The organism is Kitasatospora sp. NPDC022856 (genome assembly GCF_055561235.1).
In genome coordinates this window covers 209,630-221,953 of sequence record NZ_JBVHHE010000017.1, presented here as the reverse complement: position 1 = coordinate 221,953, position 12,324 = coordinate 209,630, and the positions used below count along the sequence as shown (strand labels likewise).

General features: G+C 75.9%; 8 protein-coding genes and 1 pseudogene. 7 read left to right on the top strand and 2 right to left on the bottom strand.

Annotated features, from left to right (window positions below; all coding sequences use genetic code 11):
- Positions 1–422 (top strand): NUDIX domain-containing protein (locus tag ACZ34W_RS23230; protein ID WP_465606684.1); only part of this gene is annotated, 422 nt, incomplete at its 5' end.
- Between the two features lie 425 nt (positions 423–847).
- Here ACZ34W_RS23230 and ACZ34W_RS23225 read toward each other — a convergent pair.
- Positions 848–1,216 (bottom strand): annotated as a pseudogene (locus ACZ34W_RS23225) (hypothetical protein); the annotation flags it as partial.
- A gap of 161 nt (positions 1,217–1,377) precedes the next feature.
- Here ACZ34W_RS23225 and ACZ34W_RS23220 point away from each other — a divergent pair.
- Positions 1,378–1,911 carry a GNAT family N-acetyltransferase gene (locus tag ACZ34W_RS23220; protein WP_329485841.1) on the top strand — a complete coding sequence of 178 codons (534 nt, stop codon included), beginning with the start codon at positions 1,378–1,380 and terminating at the stop codon, positions 1,909–1,911.
- Between the two features lie 56 nt (positions 1,912–1,967).
- On the opposite strand, the gene ACZ34W_RS23215 is transcribed toward ACZ34W_RS23220, so the two are convergent.
- Entirely contained in the window at positions 1,968–3,389 is a 1,422-nt protein-coding gene (locus ACZ34W_RS23215) for a tetratricopeptide repeat protein (RefSeq protein ID WP_465606681.1), read from the bottom strand.
- Between the two features lie 190 nt (positions 3,390–3,579).
- Here ACZ34W_RS23215 and ACZ34W_RS23210 point away from each other — a divergent pair, with 190 nt between their 5' ends.
- The 5 genes from ACZ34W_RS23210 (at position 3,580) to ACZ34W_RS23190 (ending at position 12,320) form a co-directional block, all read left to right on the top strand.
- Positions 3,580–4,914: a M64 family metallopeptidase gene (locus tag ACZ34W_RS23210; RefSeq protein WP_465606679.1), complete on the top strand. Its 1,335-nt coding sequence runs from the start codon at positions 3,580–3,582 to the stop codon at positions 4,912–4,914.
- A gap of 164 nt (positions 4,915–5,078) precedes the next feature.
- Positions 5,079–6,764: a hypothetical protein gene (locus ACZ34W_RS23205; RefSeq protein ID WP_465606677.1), complete on the top strand. Its 1,686-nt coding sequence runs from the start codon at positions 5,079–5,081 to the stop codon at positions 6,762–6,764.
- Positions 6,765–6,932: 168 nt separating this feature from the next.
- Complete coding sequence (locus ACZ34W_RS23200; RefSeq protein ID WP_465606675.1) at positions 6,933–9,692, top strand: hypothetical protein; 2,760 nt, start codon at positions 6,933–6,935, stop codon at positions 9,690–9,692.
- Positions 9,689–10,864 carry a ComEC/Rec2 family competence protein gene (locus tag ACZ34W_RS23195; RefSeq protein WP_465606673.1) on the top strand — a complete coding sequence of 392 codons (1,176 nt, stop codon included), beginning with the start codon at positions 9,689–9,691 and terminating at the stop codon, positions 10,862–10,864. The genes ACZ34W_RS23200 and ACZ34W_RS23195 overlap by 4 nt, the downstream gene beginning before the upstream one ends.
- A 1-nt stretch (position 10,865) precedes the next feature.
- Positions 10,866–12,320, top strand: a complete 1,455-nt coding sequence (locus tag ACZ34W_RS23190) for a hypothetical protein (RefSeq protein WP_465606671.1) — start codon at positions 10,866–10,868, stop codon at positions 12,318–12,320.
- Positions 12,321–12,324: the final 4 nt, after the last annotated feature.

Genomic DNA, 12,324 nt, shown 5'->3' with positions numbered 1-12,324 from the left:
CCCTCGACCCCGACGGCGCCGTCCTCCTCGTCGCCACCACCCACCAGAACGGCCTCACCCTCCCCGGCGGCAGCGCCGAACGCAACGAACTCCCCCACCTCGCCGCCCGCCGTCACACCGAGACCGAAACCGGCCTCGTCCTCCCCCTGCGCAGCATCCTCGCCACCGACTACACCGACGCCCGACTCCTCCCCGAAGCCATCGACTTCGTCTACTGGGGCGGCCGCCTCACCCGCGCCCAACAAGCCACCACCACCCACCACCGACCCCCGCACCACATCACCGGCCTCCACTTCATCCACCCCGACCACCTCGCCGACACCATGGACCCCGACCAGCACCACCGCGTCACCCAAGCCCTCGACGCCCTCGCCCGCGGCGCCCACCTCCCCTTCCTCCTCCGCGGCATCCCCGCCGAATAGCGCCCACCGACGTACGCTCCGCCGGCCGGCGACCGGAGCACGGGTCCCGGTAGGCGACTTCGGGCACGTCCGGCCCGGGCGAACCGTCCGGGCCGCGCGACCCGGCCGACCCGTCCCACCTGGGCGACCCGGGCGGTCCGGGCCCCGCCGGTGACCTGGGCAGCAGCGGCAGGTCCACGAAGACCCGGGGCCCGACACCCGCCTCCACGCCCTGACCGGCGAGCGCCGCCGAGGCCACGTGCGCACAGGTGAGCGCCGGCTCGGGGGTGACCAGGGAGCCCACACCCCGACCGGTCGGGCCAGCGCGTCGCGCACCCGCAGCGTCCAGCGCCTTCGCCCCGATCCCCGTCCCCGTCTCCCCGACGGGCCCGGTGCCCGGCCCGGTCACGGCGCGGGCTCCGCCGCCGGCTCGACACCCCCGCCTCGGCGGAGAGCGACAGTCCGAACTCGATGCCGATCTCGCCCGGCGCGTGGGCCATGCGCCGGAACCCGTCGACGAAGTCCTGCGCCACCGGCCGCACCCGGCCAGCAGCTCGCCCGGGGACCGGGTGGCACGAGCCATCACCTGTCCCGGCCGGGCGACCTGCACCAGGCCCGCCGCAGCCCGCTCGATCTCGACCTTCGATGTCCGACCGGCCGTCCGCCGCACCGACCGGCAGCTCGATCGAGATGCGCCATGTCTCCCCCTCGGGACCTCGGCGGCCCCCACCCGGCCTGCCCCGCCCCGCCCCGCCCCAGGTGACCCGGCAGCCACCGAATCCGCCCGAACCGAACCGGCCCGGGGGTCCGGGCACGGGCAGGCGGTTCTCCCTCGCCGCGCCTCCCCCGCGACCAGGGCGGCCGCCGCCTACGGGGCCGCCGCGGGCTCCTCGTCCCGGCCAGCACGGGCTCCTCGCGCACACACCGGCGGGCGGGGGGATGATGTGCTTCAGGAAGCGCGAGGAGGTTCCGGCCCATGGACATCTCGCTGACCACCGACCGGCTGATCATCCGGGACTGGTCCCCGGACGACGCCGAGGCCGCTCTGGCGATCTACGGCTCGCCGGACGTCGCCCACTGGCTGACTCCGGCGATGGACCGCGTCGCCGATGTGGCGGCGATGCGGTCGGTACTGCAGGCCTGGCAGGAGGCGCAGCCGAACCTGCCGCCCCCTCGGGGCCGGTGGGCCGTGCAGCGCAAGGAGGACGGGGCCGTCGTCGGCGGTCTCGGCATCCGGCTGCTGCCGCCGTTCGAGGACGACCTGGAGATGAACTGGCAGCTCGCCCCCGACGCCTGGGGCAAGGGCTACGCCACCGAGGCCGGCCGCGCCCTGATCGCCTGGGCGTTCACGCAGGAGGCCGAGGAACTGTTCGCCGTCGCCCGGCCGAACAACACCCGCGCCATCGCGATGGCGAAGCGGCTCGGCATGGAGTGGGTCGGCGAGACCGGTAAGTACTACGGGCTGAACCTCCAGGTCTACCGCGTCCGCCCGAGCGACTTCAGCGACTGACGGGGCGCACCCGACGCCCGGAGGATCGCCCGCCTGCCCGTCCGCCCCTCGGCCGCCTACCCGCCCGTCGTAGCCGGGCCGGTCGTAGCCGGGCCGGTCGTCGTCGGGCCCGCCGGGGCCGGGCCGGCCGTCGTCGGGATCGGCGGCGCGGCCGGGGCCGGGCCGAGGGTCGTGGTGCCCGGGGCGGCGCGGTGGCCGAGGCCGGTCCGGTAGACGTCCAGGGCGCGCTCCACCCGGCCGGTGCGGCGCAGCAGGTCGCCCAGGAGGCGGCAGAGGTCGGCGAGGTCGCCCGCCGCGCCCGCTCGTTCGAGCAGGGCGAGGGCATCGACGTAGTGCCGCTCGGCGGTGCCCGGGTCGTCCCGGTCCTCGGCGATGAGTCCGAGCAGCCGGTGCGCCCCGGCGGCGTGGACGGTGCCACGGTCCGGGCCGATCCGGTCGAGGAGGCTGCGCAGCAGGTCGTCGGCCTGCTCGTGCCGGCCGCGGCGGCGCAGGACGTCGGCGAGTTCGACGTCCACCTGGTGCGTGAACAGCTCCGCCTGCCGGGAGGCCAGCATGGCGCGGGCGGTGCGCAGTTCGTCCTCCGCGCGGGCCAGGTCGCCGGCCTGGGCGTGCACGTAGCCGCGCATCCAGTGGCACTTGGCCAGGTCGGAGGTGAGGCGCAGGCGCTGGTAGAGCGCCTGCGCCTTGGCGAGGGAGGCGTCGGCCTCGGCCGCCCGGCCGTCGGCGATCAGGGTGCGGGCCACGCTGCGGTGCAGCCCGGCGACCAGTGCGGGGTCGGTGGCGTCGGGGGCCAGCGCGAGGGCGAGCTCGGCGGCCTGGGCGGCGCGGGCGTGGGCGCCCATGTCCATGTAGGGGCCGATGGCGGCCGAGTACAGCAGGAGCAGCGCGTCGGGGTCGTGCAGGCCGCCGGCGTTGAGCCCGTCGATGGCGGTCTCCAGCAGGTAGCAGGCGTACCGCAGTTCGCCGGCCAGCAGGTGGGCGACGGCCCGGCCGCGGATCGCGGCGGCGCGGCGCGGCAGCGGCTCGTCGGCCAGGAGGCGCTCGGCCTGCTCGAAGTGCTCCCTGGCGTCGTCGAGGCGGCCGGCCTCCAGTGCGCAGTCGCCGAGGCCGAGCAGGGCGGCGGGGCGGACGGACTCGACGCCGTAGTGGTCGGCGCGGTCCCGGACGGCGGTGAAGCGGCGGGCCGCCTCGGCGGTGTCGCCGTCGGCCAGGGCGCTCTGGGCGTCCGCCAGGGCGATGCCCAGCTCGGTGGCCAGGTGGGCCGGCCGGCCGGTGGCGAGTTCGTCGAAGGTGACGCCGAGGCGCTCGGCCAGGTGGCGCAGCGCCGCCTCCGAGGGGTGTACCCGGCCGGCCTCGACGGTGGAGACGTAGGCGGCGGTGTAGGCGGGTTCGGCGAGCATGCGCTGCGTCAAGTGCCGTTCCCTGCGCAGTTGTCGGACGCGTCGGCCGATGTCGGCCGGGTCCTGTTCCGAGGTCATGTGCGCCCTTTCCGTCGGGTGTCGGCCCGTTCTCGTCCCGCCCTATTGTCGTGGACGTGACAGTGTCTTAGATTAACTCCCTGTTTCAGTCCGATTATCTCGACACTTAAGCACCCCCGCCGGCGTTCCGCCGCACCGTGCCCCAGCACCGCCCCCGCCCCGCCCACCCCCGCCCCTCCCGGAGGTCCCCGTGCGTCACCGCAGGCTCGCCACCACCGCCCTGGCCGGCGTCACGGCCCTGGCAGCCCTCTGCTCCTGGGCCGTCCCGGCCACCGCCGCCCCGGCCACCCCGCCGGCGACCGGCGCGCCCGTGACCGGCGCGCGAACCGGCGCCCACCAGGTCGAGGCGTTCGCCGAGGACGGCAGCATCAGCCGCGCCCAGGTGCCCGCCGCCTCGCCGTTCGTCGCCCCGCCGTCGCTGGCCGGGCCCCCGGCGGGCGACGGCACCGTCACCCCGCTGGTCAGCAACGGCAGCACCGACAGCAAGCTCGACGTGGTGGTGATCGGTGACGGCTACACGGCCGCCGAACAGCAGAAGTTCCTCGCCGACGCCGCCACCAAGTGGCAGGAGATCACCGGCGTCGAGCCCTACACGACCTACCGCTCACTCTTCAACGTCTGGGCCGTGCAGGCCGTCTCCACCGAGTCCGGCATCACGGGCGACCCGGACCGGGCCACCGTGCGGCAGACCGCCCTCGGCTCCTACTTCTGGTGCGAGGACGTCGAACGCCTGCTCTGCGTCGACACGGCCGCCGTCGACCGCTACGCCGCCAAGGCGCCGAAGGCGGACCTCGTCCTCGTGGTCGCCAACAGCGCCAAGTACGGCGGCGCCGGCTACAACGACGTGGTCTCCCCGCTCGGGTACTCCGGCATCGCCACGGTCTCGGGCGGCAACGACCGCTCCGGGCAGGTGGCCGTGCACGAGACCGGCCACTCCCTGGGCCTCCTCGCCGACGAGTACTCCTACGAGGGCCAGGGCAGCTACGAGGGCGACGAACCCACCGAGGCCAACATCACCACGCTGACCGCCGACCAGCTGCGCCGCACCCGCGCCAAGTGGTACCGCTGGCTCGGCCGGACCTCCCCCGACGGCGGCACCGTCGGCGCGTACGAGGGCGGCGGCTACTACCCGACCGGCCTCTACCGGCCCACCGACAACTCGATCATGCGATCGCTCGGCCGCGAGTTCAACCTCCCCGGCCGCGAGGCCATGATCGCCGGGTTCTACCGCTACGCGACCACCCTCAGCAGCCCCACCCCCACCACCACCCCGCTCACCCCCGCCGACCGGCTCGCCGTCGAGCTGCCCGCCCCCGGCACCCGGCTGCGCTGGTACCTCGACGGCTTCGAGCTGATCACCTGGCGCGACCGCACCGCGGTCACCCTCGCCGACCTGCCCCTCTTCGGCCCGAAGGGCCTGCGCCACCGGCTCTCCGCCGTCGCCACCGACCCGACGACGGCCGTGATCGACCCCAAGCTCCGGGCCACCCTGACCGACACCCTCTCCTGGGGCGTCCACCGCTGACGCGCCGTACGCCGTGGAGTGGGACGTCGGACCGGCCGACTCCCCACTCCGGGGCGGCAGCACGCCGTCGGGCCACCGGCACCGCCGGGACGCACGGGCCCGGGCCGCTGTGTCAGAGTGGCCCGTGCCCCGGGGCGGGGCGGGGGCGTAGGACGGTGGGGTCGGTGGGCGACGGAAAGGAGCGGTGGCGCGCCGCGCAGGCGGTACAACTGCTGGGCTGGGTCGCCTCGTTGCTGCCACCGGAGGCGCACCGCCGGGCGATCGCCGAGCTGGGCGGCGCCGAGCACGTGGCCGCCGAGGCCGCGCGGGTGCGGGGGCCGGGCCACCGTCCGGCCCGTACCGACAGCGGCCCGGTGGCCTCCGGGACGGGCGGTCCGACGGCGGGGCTGCGCGCGGCCCGGTCGGTGCTGGAGTGCGACGCGGTATTGGCCGCCGCCCCCGTGGACTGGCCGGCGCTCGCCGCCGCCCATCGCCGGGAGCCGTTCGAGCGGCGCCAGCGGCGCGCCCTGATCGCGCGCCGGGACTGCCCCGACGCGTTCACCGCCGAGCTGCTCACCCCCTGGGAGCCGGCGGTGGCGAACCGTCTGGTGGCCCGGCAGCAGGAACTGCCGCCCTGGGCCTGGCGACCGGGGCTCGCCCGGATCGGCGAGCTGCGGCCGTCACTGCTGCGCCACGTGCTGACCGGGGAGAACGCGGCCGACCTGCTGCACGCCACCCCGAGGGTCGACCTGCTGGTCGCGGCCGTCGACGGCTATGACCACAACCACCGGCAGGTCCACGGCTTCTGGGAGGCCGTCGGCGTGGCGCTGCGGGCCGGGACCGGCGCCGATCCCCGGGCCTGGCGCACCGCCGCGGAGCGGTTCCCCGGCCACCGCGGCAGCCTGCGCGGCCTGCTCCGGGGCCTCGGCCGCCCGGCAGCCGGTGCCGCCGGGCGGCCCGACCTGCGGGTTCTCGTGCAGGCGCCGCCGGAGGTGCTGGCCGCGCTGGTCGGGCGGCTCGGCGACGACGAACTGGCCGCGATGGCCGAGCACCCGTTGCGCCGGCTCCGGACCAGGGAGTACTTCGCCCGGACCGTCCTCGACCGGTTCCACCGGGCGGGAGTGCCGCCCCGGGCACTCTTCGCCCGCTGGGCCCTGGGCGTGTACGGCAACGGGGACGCGACCGCGATCCGGGCCTGGCTCCACGGCCTGGACGACCGGCTGGACCAGTTCATCGACCATCTCGCCCACACGGACGCCGAGTTGCGCCGCCTCCTGGCCGAGCGCCGGCCGCCGGAGCCACCCGCCGCGGACCTGCCGGCCCGGCTACGGCGGTGCGCCGGGCCGGTCGAGGCACAGGCGGTGCTGGACGGCAGCCGCCACGCCTGCGACGGCCCGCCGTGGGCGGAGCTGGTGCGGGCCCACGCGCGGATCCCGCTGCCCGAGCCGGTGCTGTGCGTGCTAGCCGACCGCGCCGGGTTCCCCGACGAACTGGCCCGTGCCCTGCCCCGCGAGCGGCTGACCCGACTGGCCCCGCACGGGCCCGCGACCGCCCGGGCCGCACTCGCCGACCTGCGGACGACCTCCACCGCGTCGGACCTGATCGAACGCGTCCGCCGGGCGGCGGTGCTCGACGACCGCGAACTGCTCGCCGCGATCCGGCCCGCCCGGGAAGCCCTGCGCCACGGCCACCACCTCCCCCGGCGGGCACCCGGACGCGACGCCTGGGCCACTCGCTGCGCCGAACTGGTCGGGCGGGCCGCCGAAGCGGCGGGCCCCGGTTTCTGGCGGACGGCGGCCGAGCTTCTGCCCGGCCACGACGGCTCGCTCCCCGAGTTCCTCGCCGCTGTGGGATCACTGCCGCGCACCTGACGCGCGCCGCCGGAGAGTCAACTGCTCGACGGTTCAACGTTTGAGACCGCAGTCCTTGCCCGCGGACGGTACCCCCCGGGGGCCACCCCTTCTGTGGCAGAGTGGAAGGGTCGGGAGACCGACCTGGTCGTGGGTGGCCTCCTGGCGGAGCCGGTGACGAGGTCTCCCATGGCTGAGCTGAGCCAGATCCTCTCCATCGCGCCGGCGGCCCTGGCGGCCGCGGGTCTGATGGGTGGGGAGGGTGCGGGCCCGACCGGCGGAGCACTCGCGGCGCTCGACGTGCCGGAGCGGGAGCCGTGGGCGTGGCGGCTGCCGCCTGGGATCCGCATCCGGATCGCCGGGGACACCGGGCTCCAGGACGAGCTGACCCGCGCCTGGGACGAGGCCGTCGCGGGCACCGCCCCCGTCCGACTGGCCCTGCACGACGTACCGCCCAGCCAGCGGCGCCCGCTCGTCGAGCGGTTATCCGCCCTGTGCCCCGCCGTCGGCGCGGTATACGTCGCGGACGTGAGCCTGGCACCGGATCCGCCCTGGCACCGGCCGCTACGGGTCGGCGCCGTAGGGGCCGACCCGGCCGGGGAACTCTTCGACGGCCTGCGCTCCGATCCGAGAATCGCGGACACCTCCACCCCCGGTGAGCCGGACGACCTCCTGGTGGTCTCCGGTGCGACCGGGCTCGCCCTGCTGGAGCAGCACCGCGACGGCGTTGGCGCCACCTGCGTGCTGTGGTGCGCCCCGCAGCCGCCCGGGCGAGCCGACCTGGCCCGGCTCGACGGCACGGCGCGCGGTCTCGGGGCCTCCGGCTGGATCGTCGCCGACCTCGCCGGGACCGGTGCCGCCGACTGGCTCCGCCTGCTGGTCCACGGGCTGCTCGACGACCGCCCGCTGGACGAGGCGGCGGCCCGGGCGGGCTCCTGGCTGACGGTGGCCCGCCCCGGGCTGGTCGAGCGCCGCGCGCTGTCCGACGCACTGCCGTACCCGGCCGGGCCCGGGGGAGCCAGCGAGGCGGTTCACCAGGCAGACAACATCTCACCACCCTCGCTGCCCGCACCGGCGGAGCGGGTGACGATCCGCCCTGTCACGCGGGCCGGCGCCTTCCGACACCTCGGCGGCCGGTTCAAGCGCGCCGTCACCCCCGCCCTGCGGGTGCCCCGCCGGGCCGGGCCCACACCCGGCCGGCCCGATGCCCGCTTCCTCCAGGCGCTCGTCGCCGTCCGAGCGACGGGCGAACCGCGCCGGCAGGCGTTCCTGCCCGGCGCCGTGCACGACATCCACCTCCGTGTCGGGCCCGGCAGCCCCGAATGGCACGCGGCCACCGAGGAGTTCCCCGAGGAGGGGCTCTCGTTCCGAGGAACCGGGGCGCGCCTCGTCGTCGAGTTCTACGAGGAGCGGAGCACTGCGAGCCGCCACACGTCCAAGGCGATCGTCCTGCCGGACCGGGGCGCGTCCAGCGAGGCCGTGTTCCCGGTCGCGGTGGGGCCGGACGAGCGGGAGATCCGCTGCGGCGCCCGCGTCTACCACCGGGACCGGCTGTTGCAGCGGCTGGAGCTGACCGGCCCGGTCGGAGCGGCCGACCGACCCGTCGCCGGTCGGGAGATCACCGTGCACGGCGAGGTGTTCAGCTCCCTCAGCGACAGCACCGACAGCACCGACAGCACCGACACAGCCGGTTCCGCGGGCACCGGCGACCGCCGGGCGGCGGTCATCCGCATCGACAGCGACGACCGGGCCGACATCCGCCTGAACGGGACGAGCACCACCGTCCGGCTCGCCGACCTCGACCGGTTCAGGTCCCTGATACAGCAGCTCCTCACCGACGACCTCGACCGGCAGCTCGGCGCGCCGGCGACGGAACTCCCGCCGCCGGACGCCCTGCTGCGCGGCCTCGCCCAGCAGGGCAGCACCCTGTTCGACCAGTTGGCGACGCTCGGCCTGGGGAGCCTGAAGGACGTCACCTTCCTCCAGGTGGTCTCCGCCGAGGCGGCCGAACTGTGGCCGGTGGAGTTCGTCTACGACTACGGCTACCCGCGGGACGGCGCCACGCTCTGCGCCCACTGGCGCGAGGCCCTGGCGGCCGGCACCTGCTCCTGTCGCCGCGGCGCCGGCAGCGCCGACGGCACCGGCCGCCGGACGATCTGCCCACTCGGGTTCTGGGGCCTGCGCATGGAGATCGAGCGGCGGGTGGAGCGGGACCGGCTCACCGGCACGATCGTCGAGCCGGACGCCACGGAGCGCGGCCGGGCGCTGCGGCCGGTCGACAGCGTGCTCTTCGCGGCGAGCGACAAGGTCCGGGCGCAGGACCGCACGGTCACGGCGGCGATGCTCCGCACCTCGTTCGGCGCCGACGGGCTGCACACGGCGGCGAGTTGGCGAGCCTGGCGGCAGGTGGTCAGGGCCCAGGGCCCGCCCCTGCTGGTGGCCCTGCCGCACAACGCGAGCGACGAGGGCAGCACCGCCGTGCTGGAGATCGGCAAGACGAACCGGCCGAGCAGGCTCGCCGCCGTGCTGATCGACCGCCGGTACATCCTGTCCGACCGGCACGACGGCGGCACCGGCCCGGTCGTGATGCTGCTCGGCTGCACCATGGCGCAGGCCGAGGTGCGCTGGCAGAACGTCGCGGCGAAGTTCCTCCAGGAGAGCGCCCCCGTGGTGGTCGCGACCCTCGTACCGACCCTGGGCCGGCAGGCCGCCGTGATGGCGGGCATCGGGGCCGCGACGCTCGCCGACCGGGCCAGCGACGGGAAGAGCATCGGCGAGCTGGTGCGTGACATCCGCCGGCTGCTGCTCGCCCGGGGGTTCACCCTCGCCATGTCGATCGTGGCCTTCGGCGACGCCCGCTGGCTCGTCGAGAGCCCGGCCGGCAGCACGGCCATCAGCACGACCGCGAACGCGAACGCGGCCGGAACCCCTGTGGGAGGCACGCCGTGATCACCGTGCAACTGCTGCCCGCCGCACACGGCGACGCGCTGTGGATCGAGTGGCCCGGGCCGGGCGGCGAGGTCCACCGGATGCTCGTCGACGGCGGACCGAACACCACCTACCGGGCCGTCTTCGACCGCGTCTCGGCGCTGCCGAAGCCGGACCGGCACCTGGACGTGCTGGTGGTGACGCACGTGGACGCCGACCACATCGAAGGCGTCGTACGCCTCCTCCAGGACCGGACCGCGCTCGGCCTGTCGATCGGCGACGTCTGGTTCAACGGCTGGCCGCAGCTCACCCAGGACGCCGACCTGCTCGGCGCGGACCAGGGCGAGATGCTCCAGGCCCTGATCGGCAGCCAGCACCTCGCCTGGAACGCGGCGTTCCGCACGGCCCGGGTGGAGGCGCCCGCCGTCCGGGTCCCGGCCCGCGGGCCGCTGCCCTCGGCCGTGCTGCCGGGCGGCGCCCGCGTCACCGTGGTGTCCCCCGGCGGGGCGGAGCTGCTCGCGCTGCGCAAGGAATGGACCAAGGTCCTCAAGGGCCTCGGGGTGACCCCCGGACGCCCCGGGGAGGCGCTGGAACGACTGGCCCGCCGCAAGGACCTGCGCGGCCTGGCCGACGACCTCCTCGGCGGCGAGCGGGTGGACGGCTCGGTCCCCAACGGATCGAGCATCGCGTTCCTGCTGGAGGTCGGCGACCACCGCGTCCTGCTCACCGGCGACGGCCACGGCGACGTCCTGGCGCGCGGTCTGACCCGGCTCCTGGCGGAGCGCGGTCCGGAGCGAGGTCCGGGGCGCGGCGCGGACCGGCTGGCGGTGGACGCCCTCAAGGTGCCGCACCACGGCAGCGCCGCCAACACCACGGACGAGCTGCTGGCGCTGCTCGCCACCCGCCGCTTCCTGATCTCGACGAACGGCGACAAGTTCAAGCACCCGGACCGGGCGGCCGTGCTGCGCCTGATCGGCACCCCGGAGCGGACCCCCGGGCCGCCGGAGCTGGTGTTCAACTACCGCAGCCCGACGACGGATCCGTGGGCCGACCCCGACCGGCAGCGGACGCTCGGCTACACCGCCGTCTACCCGCCGGACGCGCCGGGCCCGCCGACCCCGACAGGCCCGGGAGGCCCGACAGGCCCGGCGACCCCGGCAGCTCCGGCGGCGGGCACGACCGTGGAGGTCTGACATGGCGAAGATCGGTGTGGCCCTCTCCGGTGGCGGCTACCGCGCCACCATGTGGGGCATCGGAGCCCTCATCTACCTGGCCGACGTCGGCCGGCACCGCGAGGTGGTGGCGATCTCCTCGGTGTCCGGCGGCTCGGTCGCCAACGGCGTGGTCGCCCACGAGACCGACTACCGCGACGGCCCCGGCACGGAGTTCGCCGACCGCGTCCGCCCGTTGATCCGCCACTGCGCCCACACCGGCCTGTTCTTCTGGGGCCCGTCGACCAACGCGTACGTGCGCTCGCTGTTCGTGCTCGGCGGCGCGGCCGCCGCGGTCACGCTCACCGGGGTGGTCGTCGCGGCGGTCGACGGCGTCCGGCTCCTCTCCGGCCTCCTGCTGGTGGCCGGTCTGCTGCTGTCCGCCGGTGCGCTGCTGTTCTTCGAACGGCGCAGCGCCGTCGTGGACACGGCCCTGGCGCGCGAGCTGTTCAACCGGGACGGCGTCGCCACCGGGCTGCGCGACGTGCGGCGCTCGGTCGACCACGTCTTCTGCGCCACCGAACTGCAGAGCGGCGACCACTTCTACCTCTCGCCCGCCTTCACCTACGGGTACCGCTTCGGCACCGGCGGCCCGGGCGACCTCGCGCTGTCCACCGCGGTGCAGGTCTCGGCCTGCCTGCCGGGCGCCTTCGCCGTCCGGCGTCTCCCCGCCGCCCGGCACTACGCGGCGGCCGGTCCGAACGGGTCCGCCGCCGGTCCGAACGGGTCCGCCGCCGGTCCGAACGGGTCCGCCGCCGGTCCGGACGGCGGCGATCCCGCCGCGACCGCCGCCGAGCTGGTGCTGACGGACGGCGGGGTCTACGACAACATGGCCGACCAGTGGCTCACCGCGCTCGCGGACCGGGCCCGGCGCGCCGACCGGCCGCCCGCGCAGTACGAGGTCGACGAGAACGTCGTGGTCAACGCCTCCGCCGGGATGACCTGGCGCCCGCTCCCCCGGTCACGGCTCCCGCTGGTCGGCGAACTGGCCGCCCTGCTGCGGATCAAGAGCGTGATGTACGACGTCACCACCAGCCATCGGCGCAACACCCTGGTGCGGTGGTCCGAGCGTCCCGCACCCGAGGGCGCCCCGGTGAGCGCGCTGGTCCACATCGCGCAGTCCCCGTACCGGGTGGCCGACGCGTACGCCGCCGCCGGGGACCGCTGGCCGGAGCGCGCCACCCTCGCCAAGGAGGTGCTGGACGCGCTCGGCGACGACCCGCGGAGCCGGGCCGCCTGGCAGGACCTGGCCCGCCGCAGCAGCGGCACCCCGACCGTGCTGCGCAAGCTGGGCGCCGACACCACCACGGACCTGCTCTTCCACGCCTACACCCTCGCCGCGTGCAACCTGCACGTCCTGCTCGGCCACCCGCTGCCCCCGACCCTGCGGGACCGCCAGTACTTCGCCGACCTCGTCGGCCGCCGGGCCGAGCCGTGACCGG

Coding starts and splice junctions, on each gene's coding strand:
- ACZ34W_RS23220 (WP_329485841.1), top strand. CDS start 1,378: ATGGACATCTCGCTGACCACCGACCGGCTGATCATCCGGGACTGGTCC.
- ACZ34W_RS23215 (WP_465606681.1), bottom strand. CDS start 3,389: ATGACCTCGGAACAGGACCCGGCCGACATCGGCCGACGCGTCCGACAA.
- ACZ34W_RS23200 (WP_465606675.1), top strand. CDS start 6,933: ATGGCTGAGCTGAGCCAGATCCTCTCCATCGCGCCGGCGGCCCTGGCG.
- ACZ34W_RS23190 (WP_465606671.1), top strand. CDS start 10,866: ATGGCGAAGATCGGTGTGGCCCTCTCCGGTGGCGGCTACCGCGCCACC.